Source organism: Microbacterium lacus (assembly GCF_002812805.1).
GTDB lineage: Bacteria > Actinomycetota > Actinomycetes > Actinomycetales > Microbacteriaceae > Microbacterium > Microbacterium lacus_A.
Window position 1 is genome coordinate 69,023 of the sequence record NZ_NMUM01000023.1, and the last position, 20,467, is coordinate 89,489.

General features: G+C 68.6%; 17 protein-coding genes. 11 read left to right on the forward strand and 6 right to left on the reverse strand.

Annotated features, from left to right (window positions below; genetic code table 11):
* Positions 1-109: 109 nt before the first annotated feature.
* The 3 genes from CGU34_RS08110 (at position 110) to CGU34_RS08120 (ending at position 4,593) form a co-directional block, all read left to right on the forward strand.
* Complete coding sequence (locus CGU34_RS08110; RefSeq protein ID WP_036297047.1) at positions 110-1,732, forward strand: S1C family serine protease; 1,623 nt, start codon at positions 110-112, stop codon at positions 1,730-1,732.
* Between the two features lie 123 nt (positions 1,733-1,855).
* Positions 1,856-3,130: a CDP-glycerol glycerophosphotransferase family protein gene (locus tag CGU34_RS08115; RefSeq protein WP_036297049.1), complete on the forward strand. Its 1,275-nt coding sequence runs from the start codon at positions 1,856-1,858 to the stop codon at positions 3,128-3,130.
* Complete coding sequence (locus CGU34_RS08120) at positions 3,127-4,593, forward strand: CDP-glycerol glycerophosphotransferase family protein (RefSeq protein ID WP_036297051.1); 1,467 nt, start codon at positions 3,127-3,129, stop codon at positions 4,591-4,593. The genes CGU34_RS08115 and CGU34_RS08120 overlap by 4 nt, the downstream gene beginning before the upstream one ends.
* Positions 4,594-4,622: 29 nt before the next feature.
* On the opposite strand, the gene CGU34_RS08125 is transcribed toward CGU34_RS08120, so the two are convergent.
* Complete coding sequence (locus CGU34_RS08125) at positions 4,623-5,648, reverse strand: glycosyltransferase (RefSeq protein ID WP_051513191.1); 1,026 nt, start codon at positions 5,646-5,648, stop codon at positions 4,623-4,625.
* A 144-nt stretch (positions 5,649-5,792) separates the two neighbouring features.
* On the opposite strand from CGU34_RS08125, the gene CGU34_RS08130 reads away from it, so the two are divergent.
* On the forward strand, positions 5,793-7,064 hold the full coding sequence (locus tag CGU34_RS08130) for a CDP-glycerol glycerophosphotransferase family protein (protein WP_036297053.1): 1,272 nt from the start codon (positions 5,793-5,795) through the stop codon (positions 7,062-7,064).
* A 38-nt stretch (positions 7,065-7,102) separates the two neighbouring features.
* Here CGU34_RS08130 and CGU34_RS08135 read toward each other — a convergent pair whose 3' ends face one another.
* The 3 genes from CGU34_RS08135 to CGU34_RS08145 form a co-directional block, all read right to left on the reverse strand.
* Positions 7,103-7,471, reverse strand: coding sequence for a hypothetical protein (locus CGU34_RS08135; RefSeq protein ID WP_036297095.1), 369 nt, complete (start codon positions 7,469-7,471; stop codon positions 7,103-7,105).
* A 110-nt stretch (positions 7,472-7,581) separates the two neighbouring features.
* Positions 7,582-8,604 (reverse strand): hypothetical protein, encoded by a 1,023-nt coding sequence (locus CGU34_RS08140; RefSeq protein ID WP_036297055.1) that lies wholly within the window; start codon positions 8,602-8,604, stop codon positions 7,582-7,584.
* A 49-nt stretch (positions 8,605-8,653) separates the two neighbouring features.
* Complete coding sequence (locus CGU34_RS08145) at positions 8,654-9,346, reverse strand: NTP transferase domain-containing protein (RefSeq protein WP_036297058.1); 693 nt, start codon at positions 9,344-9,346, stop codon at positions 8,654-8,656.
* A gap of 615 nt (positions 9,347-9,961) precedes the next feature.
* Here CGU34_RS08145 and CGU34_RS08150 point away from each other — a divergent pair.
* Genes CGU34_RS08150 through CGU34_RS08160 form a run of 3 tightly spaced genes read left to right on the forward strand, consistent with a single transcriptional unit; the run spans position 9,962 to position 13,031 of the window.
* Positions 9,962-11,197: an ABC transporter ATP-binding protein gene (locus CGU34_RS08150; RefSeq protein ID WP_232711602.1), complete on the forward strand. Its 1,236-nt coding sequence runs from the start codon at positions 9,962-9,964 to the stop codon at positions 11,195-11,197.
* On the forward strand, positions 11,173-12,723 hold the full coding sequence (locus CGU34_RS08155; protein WP_036297060.1) for a hypothetical protein: 1,551 nt from the start codon (positions 11,173-11,175) through the stop codon (positions 12,721-12,723). The genes CGU34_RS08150 and CGU34_RS08155 overlap by 25 nt, the downstream gene beginning before the upstream one ends.
* A 41-nt stretch (positions 12,724-12,764) precedes the next feature.
* Positions 12,765-13,031: a DUF3039 domain-containing protein gene (locus CGU34_RS08160; protein WP_036297062.1), complete on the forward strand. Its 267-nt coding sequence runs from the start codon at positions 12,765-12,767 to the stop codon at positions 13,029-13,031.
* Between the two features lie 37 nt (positions 13,032-13,068).
* Here CGU34_RS08160 and CGU34_RS08165 read toward each other — a convergent pair whose 3' ends face one another.
* Complete coding sequence (locus CGU34_RS08165) at positions 13,069-14,409, reverse strand: nicotinate phosphoribosyltransferase (protein WP_036297064.1); 1,341 nt, start codon at positions 14,407-14,409, stop codon at positions 13,069-13,071.
* A gap of 54 nt (positions 14,410-14,463) precedes the next feature.
* On the opposite strand from CGU34_RS08165, the gene murI reads away from it, so the two are divergent.
* The 4 genes from murI (at position 14,464) to CGU34_RS08185 (ending at position 17,768) form a co-directional block, all read left to right on the forward strand.
* Positions 14,464-15,285, forward strand: a complete 822-nt coding sequence (gene murI, locus CGU34_RS08170) for a glutamate racemase (RefSeq protein ID WP_100813817.1) — start codon at positions 14,464-14,466, stop codon at positions 15,283-15,285.
* Between the two features lie 81 nt (positions 15,286-15,366).
* Positions 15,367-16,122 (forward strand): ribonuclease PH, encoded by a 756-nt coding sequence (gene rph, locus CGU34_RS08175; RefSeq protein ID WP_100813942.1) that lies wholly within the window; start codon positions 15,367-15,369, stop codon positions 16,120-16,122.
* A 3-nt stretch (positions 16,123-16,125) separates the two neighbouring features.
* The gene (gene rdgB / locus CGU34_RS08180; RefSeq protein WP_100813818.1) at positions 16,126-16,746 is read left to right on the forward strand and encodes an RdgB/HAM1 family non-canonical purine NTP pyrophosphatase; all 621 of its coding nucleotides are present in this window, start codon (positions 16,126-16,128) and stop codon (positions 16,744-16,746) included.
* Between the two features lie 98 nt (positions 16,747-16,844).
* Positions 16,845-17,768, forward strand: coding sequence for a cation diffusion facilitator family transporter (locus tag CGU34_RS08185; protein ID WP_100813819.1), 924 nt, complete (start codon positions 16,845-16,847; stop codon positions 17,766-17,768).
* An 82-nt stretch (positions 17,769-17,850) separates the two neighbouring features.
* Here CGU34_RS08185 and CGU34_RS08190 read toward each other — a convergent pair whose 3' ends face one another.
* Positions 17,851-20,418 carry an ATP-dependent DNA ligase gene (locus tag CGU34_RS08190; RefSeq protein ID WP_036297072.1) on the reverse strand — a complete coding sequence of 856 codons (2,568 nt, stop codon included), beginning with the start codon at positions 20,416-20,418 and terminating at the stop codon, positions 17,851-17,853.
* Positions 20,419-20,467: the final 49 nt, after the last annotated feature.

The window sequence follows — 20,467 nt, forward strand, 5'->3', positions numbered from 1 at the left end:
GCGCTCCAGGCTAAGGCAGCCCGTTCGCATAGTCGACACGCGGTCGCGTCATATGTAACGCACAGGATCCAAGAGCACAGTGAAGGAGATTTGAACGAAGGAGCACCCGATGACCGACACCCAGGGCACCAGCCCCACCGATGACGCGGCCCGGCCGAACGGCGACGCAACGCCGGCGAGCGAGAACGCGGCAACCGCGCCCGATGCACCCACCGTGCCGGCCGCCGCGTCGACGGCTGGCGCAGCACCCGCGAACGCAGCACCCGCACATGGCGCGGTGCCCCCGCACACCCCGCCCGCGGCCTCGGCGCACAACGGCTACCCGCCTGCGCCGCCGCTGCCCGGCGCCCAGCAGCCCTACAGCCCCGTTGCGCCCACGGCGGCTCCCGCCTTCGCCGGTGCACCCTCCGGTGGACAGGCCTTCGGTCCCGCGGCGACCGCCGCCTACGGTACGCACGCGACGGGCACGCAGCCGACGCTTCCGTTCGCCCCCGGCTCCGTGGGTGCCGCCCCGCGCCCCGCGCAGAAGAAGTCCGCTGCGGGCCGCGTGGCCGGTCTGATCGTCGCCGCTGCGCTGGTCGGCGGTGCCGCCGGCCTCGGGGGTGCCTACGCGGGCACACAGCTCTGGGCCGCGCCCTCGACGACGGTCGTACAGAGCGGGTCGACGGTCACCGTCAACAACCCGGACAAGGTCAACGCCACGACGGCGATCGCCGCCAAGGTGACTCCGAGCGTCGTCACGATTGAAGTTTCGGGAGGCGGGTCGGGAGGCAGCGGTTCCGGTGTCATCTTGAGCGAGGACGGATACGTCGCAACGAACACTCACGTCGTGACGCTCGATGGTGCAACGGGTACCCCGACGATCCGCGTGACCACGTCGGACGGCAAGATCTACGACGCCGAGATCGTCGGAACGGATCCCACCTATGACCTCGCCGTGATCAAGCTCGAGGACGCCTCGGGCCTGACCCCGATCGAGTTCGCAGACTCGTCCGAGCTGAACGTCGGCGACCAGACGGTCGCGATCGGTGCCCCGCTCGGTCTGTCCAACACCGTTACAACGGGAATCGTCAGCGCGCTGAACCGCAGCATCTCGATCGCGTCGTCGGCGGCTCCCGAATCCGGCACCGACGAAGACCAGGGCGAAGAAGACCAGGAGCAGGGCCAGCAGGGTCCGTTCCAGTTCGACATCCCCGGTCAGCAGGGCCAGGGGAGCAGCTCGGCCGGCACCATCAGCATCGCGGTCATCCAGACCGACGCGGCGATCAACCCGGGTAACTCGGGCGGAGCGCTCGTTGACGCCGAAGGCAAGCTGATCGGCATCAACGTCGCGATCGCGACGGCCGGGTCGTCCTCGTCCGATTCCTCGGGATCGATCGGCGTCGGCTTCTCGATCCCGTCGAACATCGTCGAGCGCGTCACCGATGAGATCATCGCGGACGGCGCAGCCACGCACGGTCTGCTGGGTGCCTCGGTGGTCGCGGCGAGCTCGGTCGAAGACGCCACCATCTCGGGCGCGTACATCCAGGAGATCTCGAGCGGCGGTGCCGCGGAAGCGGCGGGCATCCGCGAGGGCGACATCGTCACCGCGTTCAACGGGGTGCCGATCACCGACTCGATCGACCTGACCGCCCAGGTCCGGGCGGCGGCGGCGGGAAGCGATGCGACCGTCACATTCGTCCGGGACGGAGAGACGCAGAGCGTGGACGTCACCCTGGGCTCACTCGGCTGACTCCCTCGAGCTCCACACGCGACGCCCCTGGCGCCCTCTTTCCTGAAGAGGTGCCGGGGCGTCGCGCTGTGCTCCGCCCGTCGTGTGACCCCACCGGGTAGGCTCGCGTGCGGAAAGGGGATCGTGGCGTCCTTCTCATTCGGCGCGGGCAATGCGGCCAAGCTCGCTCGCATCCCGCTGTATGCGGCCGGTCGTCTCGCCACCCTCGTCATTCCCCGCTCGCGCGATGAATGGGTCTTCGGCTGTGGTGCCGGCATCGGTGATGGCGCTCTTGCGCTCTGGCAGCGGGTTGCCGCCGACGCTCGCCCGGCCGTCTGGCTCACCGGGTCCGACAGCGAAGCTGCGGATGCCTCGGCCCTCGGCATCCCGCACGTCCGGCGGATGTCGTGGCGCGGCTTCTGGTGCACGTCGCGTGCGCGGGTGATCGTCGTGACCCACGGATTCGGCGACGTCAACAGGTACGCCGTCTCGGGTGCGTTCGTCGCACAGCTCTGGCACGGCATTCCGCTCAAGCGGATCGGGCTCGACTCTCCCGAGACGCTCCGGAGCAGCATCCTGCCGCGGTCGCGCCTGCTGCGCCGCGCCCTGGGCGCGATGTACCGCGGCGCTGCTCGCCAGATCGACCTGCTGCCCGCGGCCTCGCCGCTGGTGCGCGGGCGGCTCGAATCCGCGTTCGGACTGCCCGATGCCCGCGTTCCGGTCACGGGAGAGCCGCGTGTCGATGTGCTGTCGATGGGAACGCCGGGTGAGCGGCGTGAACGCGCTCGCGCCGTGCTTGCCCGCGCGGGACTGCCCCCACTCGGAGATTCGCGTCTCGTTCTGTACGCGCCGACGTGGCGAGATGGCGAGCCCGACCCCGCGATCCCGACGCCTGCGCAGTGGCGCCAGCTCATCGAGATGCTGGAGGCGCGCGACGCCGTCTTGCTGGTGCGCTCGCACCCGCTCGGCGCAGGCGACTACGAGCCACCGTTCGCGACCGACCGTGTACTGGCGCTCGGCAGCTCACGGCTCCGGGATGCAACCCCCGCCCTGCCTGCCCTGAGCGCATTGATCACGGACTACTCGTCCATGGCGTTCGACGCGTCGCTCGTACCGCTTCCGGTGCTCTTTCTCGCGCCCGATGTCGAAGAGTACGCCCGCCGGCGGGGCTTCTACGGGCGTTTTTCGGATGTCGCGGGCACCGATCCGGGGACGACCTGGGATGACACCGTCGCGCAGCTGGATGCGCTGCTGGCCGATCCCGTCGTCCGCGCGGAGCGGATCGCTCGTGCCGCGGATCTCAGCGCGAGCGTGCACACCTACCGGGACGGCGAGAACACGGCGCGGGTGTACCGTGCGATCCTGAACGGGGCTCAGCTGCACAGCCGGGTCCCCGAACACCGAAAGAGCACCGCATGACCTCCGCACGTTTCGTCAGCGACGGCACAGAAGAACTCGTGCTGCAGGGGAGCGGGCCGCGTCCCGAGGTGGTCTGGCTCGACGGACCTCGGACGCGTGTGGACGCGGTCGTGACGGGCGGCGGGAACACCTGGAAGGCACGCCTTCCGCTCGCAGCTTCGCGGTGGGGTGGTCCGGAGTTGCCCCTGCCGAGCGGCTCCTACACGATCCGTCTGCGGACGACGCCGGATGATGCGGACGAGGTGCTCTTCACCGATTCGCTGCCGCTCACCATTCTCGAAGGACTCCGCGCGACGCTCGAGGGCGAGCAGGGAACGCTGGTCATCGGCCCTCCCGTCGACCCGGCGTACGACTCCGGGGCGGGTCAGGACGCTCTCGCGCGACGCTACGTCGGCCGCACGGCTCCTCTCGAGAACGCCGTCTTTTTCGAGAGCTTCTATGGCCGCTCGGCGAGCTGCAATCCGCTCGCGATCGATCGCGAACTCGCGCGCGTGGCACCCGCGGTCACTCGGTATTGGAGCGTCGTCGACCTCTCGATCGCGGTTCCCGAGGGCGCGATTGCCGTCGTCGAGGGAAGTCCCGAGTGGTGGCGCGCTCGCGGCACGGCTCGTCTGCTCGTCGTGAACGACTGGCTGCGTCGGGCCTACTCACGACGGCCGGGTCAGCATGTCCTGCAGACCTGGCACGGCACACCGCTGAAGCGTCTGGCCCTGCACCGTCCGGGCTTTGACCCCCGTCGTGCCGTCGCCGTCGTCCGGGAATCGCGCCGGTGGAACGTCCTCCTCGCGGCGAACCCCTACAGCGAGAGCATCCTGCGCAAGGCGTATGCCTTCCTGACTCGTCCGGTGTGGGTCGAGGGTTATCCCCGCAACGATGTCCTCACCACGGGGGACGGGGCGGCGGTCCGGGCGCAGCTCGGAATCGCGGAGGGCGAGCGTGTGCTGCTGTACGCGCCCACCTGGCGAGATGACCGCGACCTCATCGTCGACTTCTTTGACCCGGCCGAATTGGCGCGCCGGTCGGGCGCCGTGGTTCTGGTGCGCGGCCATTCGCGGACACTACCGGCGGGACGGGATGCCGCGGGCGCGCGGGTCATCGACGTGACGCGATACCCGGACGTCTCGCGGTTGTTGCTTGCCGCAGATGCGCTGATCACCGACTACTCGTCGATGATGTTCGACTTCGCCGTCACGGCCAAGCCGATGTATTTTTTCGTCCCGGATTTCGAGCACTACCGTGGCGAGCTGCGCGGGTTCTACTTCGATCTCGAGGCGCACGCGCCTGGGCCGGTCGTCCGCACATTCGACGATCTTGTCGAGGCGATCGAGGACCCGGCGACGCAGGCGACCTACGCCCCCCGGTATGACGCCTGGCGACGGAAATTCTCCGCTCGCGAGGATGGTCGGGCGGCGGAGCGTGTTGTGGCCCGCATCCTCGATCAGGGCTTCGTCGACCGCGACTAGCCCCGCCGGTGCTCCGTGTGGGCCACGTCCTACGGCAGGGGGGTGTTGCGGTCGCCGAGGCGCGACGTGTCGACCGTCTCGTGTGCGCCGCGAACCAACCCGACGATGAAGCCCGTGCCCCATGCCAGGTGCATGGTGGGAAGTACCGCGAGGGTCCACAGTTTGTCGCGCCATCCGATTCCCCCGCCGCGCCCCGTGGCGACCGCGACGATGAGGACCGCGTAGGCGGCGACCGGGAGATAGACGACGGATGCGAGGAGTGCCGGCCATCCGCTGATCACGCCCGTGACTTGCAAAATAGCGAGGACGATGCTGAGGGTGACGTCCACGACCAGCGCGGGAGGTGCGAAGAATCTCAGCGAGTTGCGGCGACCGTAGCGACGGACCAACTCTCCGCGCCAGGCTCCGGTGGCGCGGAATTGCCGAGCCAATCGCACCCAGCTCTCGCGGGGCCAGTACGTCACGGAGAGTGTCGGGTCGAACCAGACGCGGTATCCGGCCGCACGGATGCGCAGGTTGAGTTCCCAATCCTCGCCCCGTCGGATGCTTTCATCGAACAGTCCGACCTCGTCGAGCACCGAGCGTCGAAGCACCCCGAGGTAGGCGGATTCAGCCTCACCCTCGCGGGTGCCACCGTGGTAGGCCCCACCGCCCAGGCCGATGGGGGAGTTGTAGGCGCGCGCGACCGCCCGCTGAAACGGGGTCCGACCGGAGGCGTGCATGACGCCGCCGACGTTGGCGGCGCGCGTGCGTTCGAGGGTCTGCAGGGCGAGGCGCGTGTAGTCCGGCGCGAGTTCGGAGTGCGCATCGACGCGCACGATCGTGGGCAGCGTGCTCGCGCGGATGGCGGCGTTCAGCCCGATGGGGATATCTGCGGCGGGATTGTCGACGAGGGTGATGCGCGGCTCTCGGCCCGCCAGCTCACGGGCGAACTCGGTCGTGCCGTCGGTCGAGGGACCGAGCGCCAACACGAGCTCCGTCGGGCCGCTCACGTCCTGCTCCAGGACCGTCTGCACCGCCCGCTCGAGGTAGCGACGTTCGTTCAGCACCGGCATCACGAACGACACCCCGGAACCGGGCGGCACGATCGGTGCGTCCCTATCTGTCTTCGCGACCGTCCCGCGTTCCTCCTGATGCACCCGTCGATCATGTCACGAGGCTCGCCGTGGTCCCGAGTGGATGCTGGGTAGGCTGATCGGATGAGTCTCGTGTCGGATGGTCGCAAACTCGCCGCCCTGGCGCGGCGAGCCCTCGCGAACCGCACCGCTCACCGGGGCGTGCTGCGCCAGTTCGAGAACAACCCCCCGCACCCTCCGCGACACTTCCGAATCGCCGTTTACTTTGCCGACGGTGACGTGAACATGTACCAGATCCGGCAGTGGTACCGACCGCTCGCTGAACTCGCGCCGACCTGGCCCGTCGTGGTGCTCTCGCGCTCGGCCACGGGGGCTCGGACGATACTGGCCGACGGCGCACTGCCGGTGGCCTACGTGCCCTCGGTGCGGAGCCTCGAGGAATTCGTTGCGACGCAGGACATCCGCATCGTTTTGTACGTAAACCAGAACACCCGCAACTTTCAGATGTTCCGGTACGGGCATCGCTGGCACGTCTTCATCAACCACGGTGAGTCCGACAAGATGTACATGACCACCAACCAGTTCAAGGCGTACGACTTCGCCTTCATCGCCGGGGCGGCGGCGCGTGAGCGGCTGTCGCGGGTGTTGTGGGACTACGACTTCGATCGCCGGGCCATTCCGATCGGTCGGCCCCAGGCGGATTACTACTCCGGTGAGCTGCCGTACACGCCCGATGACCGAACCGTGGTTTTGTACGCCCCCACCTGGGAGGGCGACCGGCCGTCGGCGCACTACGGGTCCGTCCGTACGCACGGCGAAAAGCTCGTTGCCGAGTTGCTCGCGACCGGTCGGCATCGCCTCATTTATCGGCCCCATCCGCGCAGCGGCGTCATCGATCCTGGATATGGTGCGGCCAACGCGCGCATCATTGCGGCGATCGCCGCCGCCAATGCGCGGGATGCGTCGGCGCACCATGTCTATGACAACCGACCCGAGCTCGGTTGGCAGTTGTCCGCGGCCGACATCGCCGTGGTCGACATCTCGGCTATGGTCTACGACCGGTTGGCTGCGGGTCGTCCACTGCTGATCACGAAACCGGTCGACCCCGAGGCATCCGTCGACACGGGTGGCTACCTGGCCGCGTGCGAGTGGCTCGACGCCGACGCTCCGACGGGCTTCGTCGCAGAACTCGAGCGTGTCACGGCCGATCCCGAGGTCGCGGCGCGCCTCGGTTACTGGGTGGAACACTACTTCGGCGACGTGCGCCCGGGTGTTCCGACCGCGACGTTCCGGGCCGCGATCGAGCGCCTCATGAGCCACTGGGACACGTGGCACGCGCGCTCCGTCGCCGCGGGCAACCCCGAAGAACTCGACGAGGCCGAGCTCGACGCCTGACGGTTCGCGGGACTGCGTGGTCTTGCGGGACTGCGCAGTCACGGCGCGAACCGCCAGACGTACTCGCGGCCGTCGTCCGGACGAAACCAGGCAAGGGTCACGAGGCAGTCGTCCGGGTCGAGGGCGCACAGGCAGAGTTCGACGCTCTCTCCGGGGGTCATGAGCCCCCACAGGTGCGTTTCGACGCGCGGCGTACGGGGCAGACGGGGTCCAACCTGATCGATCGAGTGGTGGACGGCGCCGGGCCGCGCGGGGCTCACATGGACGAAGACGCGGACGATGTCGACCACGGTGGCGCTCACATTCGAGACCAGGCTATGGCTTTCGTGCAGCCGTTCGACGTGCCAGGGCACACGGTAGGCGAGTCCGCGGGATCGATCGCCGCGAGGGATCAGAGGGGTCAGCATGCGAGGCACGCTAGGGCCGGCCGCAGACAGCGGAGCGAAGAATTCGAATCTGACGCGGTGGACCGTGGAGAACTTCTCGCGACGTGCGCGGGGGAGGACGGATCCGCGATCTAAGCCCGAGTGTCGCCGTTCGTGGCGTCGTCCCCATCGCCGGCGTCGCCGCCACCATCGTCTGTGTCGGGGGCCGCCGTGTTGGCGTCGATTGCCTTGCGGGAACCGGGGATGATCCGGCCGACAGAACCCGCTACCTTGCGCCCCGCCGACCCGGCACCACGCGCCGCGCTACCGACAGCCCCACCGACGACTCCGGCGACCGTCCCGCCGAGGCGGGCTACGCCGGAAAGCGTCGAGTGTTCCACTCGTCGGGCGCCCGGACGCGGCTCGAGGTCGGCGGGCAGTTCGAGGGGTGGGGCGCCGAACGCACGACGGGAGCCGACGAGAACGCGACGGCCCAAGATGTTGTTGCCGGCGCCACCCACGGCGGCGCCGATGCCGAAGGGCAGAGCCTTGCCGACCCACGAGGCACCGGCCTTGGCCGCGAACTGGTGGACGAAGACCGTCTTGAGGCGATCGACCAGTGGGCCGACGGCGGCGCGGGGGAGCGTCTTCGTGACCATCTCACCCCAATAGGCCGGGCGAGCCGTGCCCTTGCCCGCGGCTTGACCCGCGAGCTGGGCGACCAGGTCGACGCCCTCCTTACCGAGCATGAGCGTCAGAACCAGTGCACGGGCACGGTCGGGGTCCTCGATGGCGATGCCGTGGACCTCGGCGACGGACTGCGCGAAGAGCGTGGTCGACTCGAGGAATCCGATCGTCTCGACACCCGACAGCGCTAGTGTCACACCGGTCCCGATACCTGGGACGACGGCGGTGGCACCGACGGCAGCGCCGCCCGTGGTGACGGCCGCGAGATAGCGACGCTCGAGCATGCGGACGATGTCTGCGGTCACGGCGTCCGGGTGTCGGAGTCGGATGCTGCGGATGTGGGCGACGACGAGCGGACGCTGGATCGCGAGCACGCGGTCGAGCGCACGGACGATGCGCGGATGCTCCTCCGAGCCCACGGGCGGAAGGCCTCCCTGCCAGGGGGCATCTTCGGACAGGGAGTGAATCCTGTGTACCTTGTCGACCATCCTCGCGAGCCTACCCGCGAGGGCTGGGGACGCGCTGGAAGAGTCCGGCTTAAACGAACAGGTTGGCGCGCTCGAGGTCTTCGGCGAAGTCGACCTCGACGGCGTACAGATCCGAGATGTCGAGGGGCTCGACGAGGAGCGCGTTCTCGATGATCGCGAGTTCGAGGCCACGCTCGAAGTAGTCCTGGTCATCGACCCGGCCGAGCTGGTGGATGAACGCCTTCTTGTCGGCGGCCGAGATGTAGTTGATTCCGACGGCCTCGCCGATTCCGCCCCGAACGGTCTTCGACAGTTCGTTGATGTAGCCCTCGGCGGTGACGGTGTACTTGACCTCTTCGTCGCTGACCTTGGCGGTGTTCACGGAGACGAAGGATTGGCCGCGCTCGATGAACTCGATCGCGCGTCCCAGGACGCGCGGGTCGAAGACGACATCGCCGTTCATCCACAGGACGCCATCGCGCCCGGTCTTCTCGAGGGCGCGCAGCAGCGACTTGGACGTGTTCGTCTGGTCGTAGCGGTCGTTGTAGACGTAGTCGACGTCCGGGAACGCTTCGACGATGGTCTCGGCACGGTAGCCGACGACCGTCGTAATGCGGGCGTCGTCGCCGAAGGCACTACGAACGTTGTCATGCTGCTGTTGCATGATGGAGCGGCCGTCGTTCAGCTCCGTGAGCGGTTTGGGCAAGGCGCGACCCAGTCGCGAGCCCATACCGGCTGCGAGGATGACTATTTGTAGACTCATGATGCTCCAGAAGTTCGTGTGCGTTCACCGTCAATTCAGATACGCGACACGTCTTTGTGCTTCCGTCATGCTACAGATCGACCCTGGGAACCAGCAGAGGCGGATCGCCGTCGTTGTCTTTTCGTGACACGAGAGACCCTTGGCTGTGAATGCCCGGCACGTCCCCCGGGTCTGGGTGCGGATGGTTGATACGTTGGGTCGGTGACCGCTCCCACGCCTGACCCGCGGGAACCTTCCGACAAGGCCGCGACTTCCCCCGCCGAGCCTCAGCGAGCCCCCCAGGTTCCGCCGCGTCCGCGTGCCCCGCGTCCCCCGGCACCGCCCGCCGATTGGACCCCGACAGGCGCAAGACGGACGGACGCCGAGCGGGAGACGAGGGATGACTCGACCGCGGCCGTACCGCCGAAGCCTCCCCGGCCGGCCGCCAAGACGTCTACTTCGCGGGCTCCGCGCAAGCCCGCCGCACCCCGGTCGGGTGGATCGACGTCTCGCAAACCCGCTGCTCCGCGCAAGCCTGCAGCGCCCCGGGCCACGAAGAGTGCGCCGAGTGCACCCACGAAGACCCCTCCCGTTCTCATACCGGGACCGCCTCCGCCCCTGCCGACGTCCCATCCGGTGGATATCCCCCCCGTTCCTCCCCTCCCGCCGCTGTTTCTTCCCGAGCCGGTCGCGCCCGCCGATGACGTGATTGCGGACCCCGTGGACGATTTCGCTGAACCCGTTGTTGCCGAGCCGGTGTCCGATGTCGCGGAGCCTGATGTCGCGGAAGCCGATGTCGCGGAGCCTGACGTCGTGGAGCCTGACGTCGCGGAAGGCGATGTCACGGAGCTCGATGCGGCTGTGTCGGAAGAGCCTGTCGTCGTAGAGCCTGTCGAAGAGCCTGTCGCGGAAGAACAGGTTGTCGACGAGCTCGACATCGATGAGTCCGAGCCCGACGACGCGATCGACGAGCAGCCCATCGCCGATGATCCGATCGTCGATGAGCCCATCGTCGACGGGCCAGCCCCGGACGAGCTCGCGGCCGTGATCGATCCCGACGTGCTTGCGGCGCCCGCCGAGAACGCGACCGAGTCGGCCACGCCCGAGTCGGCAACGCCGGCGCTTGCCCTGCGCGGCGTCGTCAAGGAGTTCGGCAATACGCGTGCCGTCGATGCCATTGATCTGACGATCCCCGCGGGGTCGTTCTTCGGACTTGTCGGACCGAACGGTGCCGGCAAGACGACCACACTCTCGATGATCGCCGGGCTTCTCCGTCCCGATAGCGGAACGATCGAGGTCTGCGGGATCGACACGGCGACAGACGCTTCGCGGGCGAAGAAGCTCATCGGTGTGCTGCCGGACCGTCTGCGGACATTCGATCGCCTGACCGGGCGCCAACTGCTCTATTACTACGGTGTGCTGCGCGGGCTTTCGGCCTCGGTCGTGCAATCGCGTATCGCCGACCTCGCGCGGGCGTTCGACCTGGTGGACGCCCTGGGGCGCGTTGTTTCCGACTACTCCGCGGGTATGACGAAGAAGGTCATGCTGGCGGGCGCGATGATTCACTCACCTCGTGTTCTCGTGCTCGACGAGCCGTTCGAGTCGCTGGATCCGGCGTCGTCACAGGTCATCCTCGACATCCTCGAGACCTACGTCGAGCACGGCGGCACGGTCGTGCTCTCGAGTCACGGAATGGCGCTCGTCGAACGCGTCTGCACGCGGATAGCGGTCCTCGTCGAAGGCGAGGTTCTGGCTGCGGGAACCGTCGAGGAAGTGCGCGGCGAGATGACGCTCGAGCAGCGCTTCGTCCAGCTGTCGGGCGGCGTCGACGATGCGGAAGGTCTCGAGTGGTTGCACACGTTCTCCGACTGAGGGCGGCGCTTCTCGTCGGTGCGCTCCGCGGCGATTCGTCACATGTGGTTCGCGCTGTCCTCGGTCTCGTCGCCGTGATCGCGCTCGCGATCATCGGATGCCTCGGCATCCTGTCGCTCACCGATGCGTCGTCCGATCGGACCGGCACGGTCCTGGTCTGGACCGGCTCCGCCCTGGTTCTGGCCTTCGCCCTCGCCCCGGGCCTGACGGGAACCCCCGACCCGCTTGATCCTCGCCGCTTCGCGGTGTTCGGTCTGGCCCCGCGGGGGCTCGTCGCGACGTTGGCACTTGCATCGCTCATCAGCGTCCCTTTCGCGCTCGTCGTCGTGCTCGCTGTCAGCGGGGTGGTGGTCCGTGTGGACCACGGCACGAGCCCTGCGCTCGCGACTGTGGGTGCGATCCTCGCGGTCTTCACGTGTGCGCTTGCGGGCCGGGTCGGCTTCGCTCTGGCCGCGATCGCCGTTCGGGAAGGGCGTGGCGGATCGCTCATCGGGCTGCTCGCGCTCGGGGCTCTCGCCGGCGCTGTGCCGATCGGCGTGTACCTCGCGACATCCGTTGATCCGCCTGTCGTCCCCGTCGGTTCGGTGGCCGAGGTACTCGCCCTCACCCCCTTCGGCGCCGCCTGGGCGATCGGTGACCCGAACGCGAACACCGCCGTCGCGATCGTCGTGGCCGTCCTCACCCTCGTCGTGCTCTGGGCGTCGTGGGCGTGGCTGGCGCACCGCCTGGTGTCGGGAGCGATCCGCTCAACGCCCGGTCAGGACCACGCCGGACTCGGGTGGTTCGCCGTCATGCCCGGTACTCCAGGCGGTGCAATCGCTGCACGCAGCATGATCTATTGGCTGCACGATCGCCGCTACCTGATGAACGTCGTCATCGTGCCCGTCGCCGCGGCCATCTCTATCGTTCCCCTGCTGGTGGCGGGCGTTCCCCTCGAGATCGCCATCCTCGTTCCCGTGGCGCTGGTAGCCCTGTTTCTCGGGTGGCTGCCGCACGACGACGTCGCCTACGACTCGACCGCGGTATGGATGCACGTGGCATCCGATGTTCACGGCGTCTCGGATCGCGTCGGACGACTCGTGCCCATTTTGCTTCTCGCGACCCCCGTGCTGGCGGTGGGTGTGCTGTTTTCGGTCGCGGTGCACGGCAGTTGGGACGTGCTTCCCGCGATGATCGGTCTCTGTGCGTCGCTCTATCTTTCGGGGCTCGGCCTGTCGAGCATCGCGTCGGTCGTCGCCCCCTACGCCGTCACCCGCCCGGGCGACAACCCCTTCCGCCAGCCGCAGCGCACGGGCTCATCGGGTGTCATCGCGCAAGGCGTCGTGCTGTTCGGGTCCGTCGTCGTCAGCGCACCGGCCCTGCTGTGGACGTGGCGAACCGTTGCGGGTGACGCGGACGCCAGCATGCCGGCGCTCGGTCTGGGACTCGGGATCGGGCTCGCTGTGTTCGTCATCGGTGTGGCCATCGGTGGGGCCGTCTTCCGCCGCCGCGGTGGCCGGCTGCTCGAACTGGCCGAGACCGCCTGAGACGGACCCGACCGCCTCTTCCGCCGATAGACTGACCAGCCATGAGCACGCCTCTCGATACCCCAGACCAAGGCGGCCTTGCCACCCTCGAACGCGAACTCGAGGAGCTGATTCGGGAAGAGAACGTCGAACCCGGCGATCACGAACGCTTCTCGCATTACGTCAAGAAAGAGAAGATCCTCGAGTCGGCTCTGACGGGCAAACCGGTGCGGGCGCTGTGCGGCAAGAAGTGGACTCCGGGTCGCGACCCCGAGAAGTTCCCCGTCTGCCCGTCGTGCAAAGAGATCTACGAGTCGCTGCAGACCTGACTCGAGTCAGCGAACGAACGGCTCGACCGGACGGGAATTACTCGACCATGACGGTCGGTATCGCCGGATCGGACTTGCTGAGTGCGAGCGCCTGCAGCGGCAGCTCGGCCCGCGCAACGGCGTGATGGGCTCGGGCGGCGCGGGTGCCCTCCGGGCCCTCGGCCGCCGTGTCGATCTCGCCGTCGATGACGAGTCGGACCTGGAGGGCGCGGGCGTCGGAGGGGACGGATGCCGGAGCATCCGCTTGGTAACTGTCCACGTGATCAGAGGTCACGAGTTCGCTCCTGGCGACCCCGTGCTCGAACGTTCGGTAGGCGGACTTGCGGCCGCCGACCGACGCCTTGGACGCGGATGCTTTGGCCACCGAGATCCAGTCGCCCGAGGCATCCTGGCGCGCCACGAGCTTGTAGACCATGCCGGCGGTCGGGACACCCGACCCCGTGACGACCGAGGTGCCGACCCCGTAGGCGTCGACCGGTGAGGCGGCGAGAGCTGCGATCGCGTACTCGTCGAGGTCGCTCGTGACGGTGATGCGGGTCTCGGTCGCGCCGAGCGCATCGAGCTGGGCGCGCACGTCGGTCGCAACGATCGGCAGGTCGCCGGAGTCGATCCGCACGCCCCCGAGCTGAGTGCCGGCGACGCGGATCGCGGTCTCGACGCCGCGGCGGATGTCGTAGGTGTCGACGAGCAGAGTGGTGCTCGGCCCGAGCGCGTCGACCTGGGCGCGGAAGGCCTCTTCTTCGGTGTCGTGCAGCAGGGTCCAGGCGTGCGCGGCCGTGCCCATGGTCGGCACCTCCCAGCGGCGCCCGGCCTCGAGGTTGCTCGTGGCGGCGAATCCCGCAATGTAGGCGGCGCGCGCGGCGGCGACGGCCGATTCTTCGCCCGCGCGACGTGACCCCATCTCCGAGAGGGGACGGGTGCCCGCGGCCGTGGACATGCGGGCGGCTGCGGTTGCGATGGCGGAGTCGTGATTGAGGACGCTGAGGGCGAGTGTCTCGAGCACCACCGCGTCGGCGAAGGAGCCCTCGACGGTCAGTACGGGCGACCCGGGGAAGTAGAGCTCGCCCTCGCGGTAGCCCGAGATCGAGCCGCGGAAACGGTACGCCTCGAGATACGCGAGAGTTTCGGCATCCACGATCCGCTCATCCCGCAGGAAGGCGAGTTCGTCGTCGCCGAACCGGAAGTCGCGCAGCAACCCGAGCAGGCGCCCCGTGCCCGCAACGACGCCGTAGCGCCTGCCGCCGGGGAGTCGCCGCGCGAACATCTCGAAAACGCAGGGGATGCGGGCGGTTCCGTCGCGGAGAGCGGCGCCCACCATGGTGAGCTCGTAGCGATCGGTGTGCAGAGCGCTGCTGCGGCTGCCGGCCGGGTCGGTCATCCGGTCACTCTACCGACGCGGGCCCGCGCATCCGCGCCGGTAGGCTGGGGAACCATGAATGACGCGCCGATCGGAATCTTCGACTCCGGCGTCGGCGGACTCACGGTGGCCCGAGCGATCGGCGACCAGCTACCCCGCGAATCCCTCGTCTACATCGGCGACACGCTGCACTCGCCCTACGGTCCGAAGCCGATTGCCGACGTGCGCAGATACTCGCTCGAGGTACTCGACTCGCTCGTCGATCAGGGCGTGAAGATGCTCGTGATCGCCTGCAACACGGCCTCGGCCGCCGTCCTCGGCGATGCCCGGGAGCGCTACGACGTGCCGGTGGTGGAAGTCATCCGTCCCGCGGTCCGCACGGCGATCGCGACGACACGCAACGGACGCATCGGTGTGATCGGCACCGAGGGCACGATCGGTTCGGGCGCCTACCAGGACATGCTCGAACTCAACGATGCGCTGACGGTTTTCGCGCAGGCCTGCCCCGCGTTCGTCGACTTCGTCGAGCGGGGTGTTACCGGCTCACCCGAGCTGCTCGAAATCGCCGAGGGGTACCTCGCGCCCCTCCGCCACGCGGGCATCGACACCCTCGTGCTCGGCTGCACGCACTATCCGTTCCTCAAGGGCGCGATCAGCTACGTGATGGGTCCGGATGTCTCGCTCGTCGCGAGCGACGACGAGACCGCGAACGACGTCTACCGCCAGCTCGTGACCCGCGATCTGCTGACCTCGTCGGAGCAGCCCGGGACCCACGTTTACGAGGCGACGGGCGGATCACCGGATGCCTTCATCGACCTCGCGAACCGGCTGATGGGCCGCGAGGTGCGCTCCGTCCAGCTCGTGCACACCGGCGCGATCGAGCTGCCGCCCACCTAACCCTGCATGTCCCAACACTTCACCCCATACGCGCCCTTGGGGTGAATAAGTGGGACACCGATGACGAACGAGGAGTTCACCATGACCGAAACATCCGAGACCACGCGCGCCGATGGGCGCACCCCCGACCAGCTGCGTCCCATCACGATCGAACGTGGCTGGAGCGCGCACGCCGAGGGTTCGGCGCTCATCTCGTTCGGTGGCACGAAGGTGCTCTGCACCGCCTCGTTCACGAACGGTGTGCCGCGCTGGCTCGTCGGCAAGGGCAAGGGCTGGGTCACGGCCGAGTACGCGATGCTGCCGCGCGCGACGAACAGCCGCAACGACCGCGAGAGCGTCAAGGGCAAGATCGGCGGCAGGACCCACGAAATCTCGCGCCTGATCGGCCGCGCGCTGCGCTCGGTCGTCGACACGAAGGCGCTCGGCGAGAACACGATCGTGATCGACTGCGACGTGCTGCAGGCCGACGGGGGCACACGGACGGCCGCGATCACGGGCGCCTACGTGGCCCTCGCCGACGCGATCGAGTGGGGCAAGCGCAAGAACTTCATCGCCCAGCGCTCGCAGCCCCTGCACGACTCGGTCGCCGCGGTCTCGGTCGGCATCATCGACGGTGAGCCGATGCTCGACCTCGCGTACGTCGAGGATGTTCGCGCCGACACCGACATGAATGTCGTCGTGACAGGCCGGGGCCTGTTCGTCGAAGTGCAGGGCACCGCCGAGGGCGCTCCGTTCGACAAGCGCGAGCTCGACGCACTGCTGGACCTGGGTGTTGCGGGGTGCGCATCGCTTCGTGAGCAGCAGCTTGCGGCCCTGGTCGCATCGACGACGGAGTAGCGGATGCCCCGCCGTGTCGTGCTCGCCACGCACAACCCGCACAAGGTCGAGGAGTTCGCCGCGATCGTCCGCGCGACGCGTCCGGACCTCGAGGTCGTCGGCTACGACGGCCCCGAACCCGTCGAGGACGGTGTGACCTTCGCGCAGAACGCGCTGATCAAGGCCCGCGCGGCGGCGCTGCATACCGGACTGCCCGCGCTGGCCGATGACTCGGGCATCTGCATCGACGTGCTCGGGGGTTCGCCGGGGGTGTTCTCGGCCTACTGGGCCGGGCACGCGAAGGATGCCTCGGCCAACCTCAGCCTGCTGCTCGACCAGCTCTCGGATGTTGCGGACCCGCATCGCACCGCACAGTTCGTGTCGACGATCGCGCTCGTCGTTCCGGCGGTGGACGGGGGAGCGGCAGCCGAGCATGTTGTCGAGGGGCGATGGCCCGGGCGTCTCGCCCTGGCGCCGTCGGGAGAGAACGGCTTCGGTTACGACCCGATCTTCATCCCGGACGGCCAACCCGGCGGAGCCGAGCGCTCGGCCGCGGAGTTCTCGCCGGCTGAGAAGAACGCTTCGTCGCACCGCGCTCGCGCCTTTGTCGCGCTCGTGCCGCTCCTCTCCACCCTCTCGGTCTGAGTCCGCGCCCGCCGCTGCGGGTGCGGATGAGAATCGGAGTCATTCCCGGCTAGGAGAAATCGCGCAGAACCGGGCATTCTCGGCCCTAGCCTGGGTACATGCACGATCACGCACCGGCCGGGGGAGGCATCCGTACAGCCTCTCATCGTCGGCTGTTGGCGATGTCGCTTGCGATCACCGCGACCGTCATGGTGGTGCAGATCGTTGGTGGCCTGCTCAGCGGATCCCTCGCCCTCCTCGCCGATGCGGCGCACATGTTCACCGATACCGCCGCGCTCGTCATCGCGCTTGTTGCGAACGCCGTCGCGTCTCGACCGGCGGATGACCGGCGCACCTACGGCTATCAGCGCGCCGAGGTGTTCGGTGCGCTGATCAACGCGGCCGTGTTGATCGTGCTCTCGGTCTGGATCGCGATCGAGAGCGTCGGTCGCCTGATGGCACCGGGCGACGCCGAGGTCGAGGGGGGCGTCATGCTCGTCATCGCGATCATCGGTCTCGTCGCGAACGCCGCCGCCCTGTGGCTCTTGAGCTCGGCGCAGCGAAACAGCATCAACGTGCGCGGGGCGTACCTCGAGGTCATGGGTGATCTGTTGGGGTCCGCGGCCGTGATCGTCGCCGCCATCGTGATCGTCGTCTCGGGATGGGTGCAGGCGGACGCGATCGCATCGCTGCTGATCGCCGCCATGATCGTCCCGCGGGCGATCGGGCTGCTGCGTGAGGTGTTCTCGGTGCTGTCCGAGTCCGCGCCGCAGGGCACGCAGATCGCCGAGATCCGCAACCACATCCTGGGCGCGCCGGGCGTCGCCGATGTCCACGACGTGCACGTCTGGCAACTGACCCGCGGTGCGCCGGTGTTCACGGCGCACGTCGTTGTGGATGCGGACGTACTCGAACGCGGGGGTGCGGCCGAGTTGCTCGCGAGTCTGCAGTCCTGCCTGGCCGATCATTTTGACGTCTCGCACTCGACATTCCAGATCGAACCCGCGGGTCACGCCGATCGCGACACTGCTGCCCACGCCTGACAGGTGCCGCGGTCGGGCTGGTCGCTTCGACAGGCTCAGCGACCGGACGCTCCCTGAGCTTGTCGAAGGGAGCAGCCAGGCATCAGCTTTCGCGGACCACGTCGGCGGGGTCCTTATCAGGACGTAGTCCCCGCCAACGGGCGTGACGCAGCGAACCATCTCGGGTCCACTCGGCGAACTCCACCTCGCCGACGAGCTCGGGCCGCACCCACAGGGCATCCGATGCATCCGCCGCCGGGATGCCGACGAAGGGATTCTTGTCTGTACGTAGCGGCGTCAGTGCCTCCGTGAGCCGCGCGAGCGTGGCATCGCTGAACCCGGTTCCGACCCGCCCCGCGTAGTGCAGCCCATCCGGACCCGGCACACCGAGCAGCAGCGAACCGATCGATCCGCTCCGGCCGCCGCGACCCGGGCGGATGGCCCCGATCACGACCTCCTGCGTGTGTGTGAGCTTGACCTTCAGCCAGGACTCGGTGCGGATGCCGCGGCGATACGCCGATGTAGGGTCTTTCACCATCGCGCCCTCCAGCCCGAACTCGCGCGCGGTAGCGAGGGCGGCGTCCAGGTCGTCGAAGACCGGCGGGGCAGAGAGCGGAGGACGGGCTTCTGCGACGACGCGCTCGAGCAGGGCCCGACGCTCGCGCAGGGGGAGGGCTGCGACATCCTCTCCGTCGTGCTCGATGAGGTCGAACACGTAGTAGGTCACGGGAGTGCGCCGGGCCTCGACGGCGATGTCCTGCGCCTTCACCAGATTCATGCGGTGCTGCAGCAGCGAGAAGCTGGGTCGGCCGGTCTCGTCGAGCGCGACGAGTTCGCCGTCGAGCACCGCGGGCTCGGGTGGCAGCCCGAGCTGCTCGGCCGTGAGCTCGGGGTAGCGTGCGGTGATGTCGGTGCCACGACGACCGATGAGGCGGAGAGTCTCACCGTCCCAAACGCCGAGGGCGCGGATGCCGTCCCACTTGAACTCGACCCACGGATCCGCGCCGGCGCGTGCCGACCAGCGCCGGATCGCCCCGGCCGCGAGCCCGGGCGCGGAGCCTGTTGCGAGCATGGGGGTGAAGCGCTCGCCGGAGGGGACGTCGGAGCTCGGCCTCGTCTTGGATGGCGCTTGTGCCTCGTGGCGGAAGGACGCCTCCGGTTTCGCCTCGACGTCTGCGCCCCCGTGCTCGTTCGAGGAAGGCGGGGCTTCGTCATCGATGTCGCCGATCTCGTCCAGGGCGACGACGGGCGCCCCGTCAGTCTGCGTCGCACCCGAGGCATCCGTCTTCATCCGATGCAGCAGCCAGGTCGACTTTTCGCCGTCGCCGTCTGTGCGGATGAGCGCGAGGCGCACCGCACCGAGCGGGCCTCCTGGGCGCCCGAACAGCGTGAAGATGATCTCGTCGTCGCGCCACTTCTCGAGGTCGTAGCGGCCGTCGTCCCAGATCGTCATCGAGCCCGCGCCGTACTCGCCCGCGGGGATCGTGCCCTCGAACTCCGCGTACTCCATGGGGTGGTCTTCGGTCTGCACGGCCAGGTTGTTGCGGGCGGCGGTCGGGGGGATGCCGCGAGGCACCGCCCAGCTGGCGAGCACTCCGTCTCGCTCGAGGCGCAAGTCCCAGTGCAGGCGGCTCGCGTGGTGTTCCTGGATGACGAACCGCGGGCGTTCGCCGGATGCTTCGGAGGCACCCAGCGCATTGGACGGCACGGGTTCGGGGGTCTTGCCCGCCTCGCGTTTGGCGATGTACACGGCGAGGGGTCCATCGTCAGCGGCGCGACCGCCCGCGTGGAAGCCCAGTGCGCTGAGGGGGTCGCCATCGTTCTCGACGCGATCGAGCACCTCGGCGAAGTCAAGGTGCGCCAGGTTGGGATCGTCGAGTTCTGCCCAGGTTCGGGGCGCCGCGACCATCGGGCGCAGGCGTCCGCGCAACGAGTAGGGCGCGATCGTCGTCTTGGCGCCGTTGTTCTGGCTCCAGTCGATGAACACCTTGCCGGGGCGCGCGGCTTTGCTCATCGCGCTGACGACGAGGTCGGGATGATCCGCCTCGACCGCCCGCGCGAGCTCCTTCGCGAACGCCGAGATCTGGTCGCTGGTCTGTTTCGCGTCGAGCGCGGCGTAGAGGTGGATCCCCTTGCTGCCGCTCGTGACGGGATAGGCGTCCCAGCCCATCCCGGCGAGGATGTCGCGGCACCAGCGGGCGACCTCGGCGCACTCTGCGAGCCCCACGCCCGGACCGGGGTCGAGGTCAAGCACGAGACGGTCGGGGTTGCCGCGGCCGCCCTCCGGCGTGAACCGCCATTGGGGCACGTGCAGTTCGAGGCTGGCGACCTGCGCGAGGTACACGAGCGTCGCGACGTCCCCGACGAGCGGATAGTCCTTGGGGCCGCCGGAGTGCTCGATCGGGGTGCGCCGAACCCAGTCGGGCGCGCCGGCCTCGAGGTCTTTCGCGAAGAACGAGGACTCCGGATGCTCCGCCGTGCCCACACCATCCGGCCAGCGTTTGCGGGTCACGGGTCGCCCCGTCACGTGGGGGATCAGGAACGGCGCGATGCGCGTGTAGTACGCGATGACCTCGCCCTTGGTGGTGCCCGTTTCGGGATACATCACCTTGTCGAGGTTCGAGAGGCGCAGGCGACGCCCCGCGACGCGCACCACCTGCTCCCCGGCCATCCGCCCAGGGTACCCGCGCACTCTCGGACTGCTCCGCTGTCGCACATCG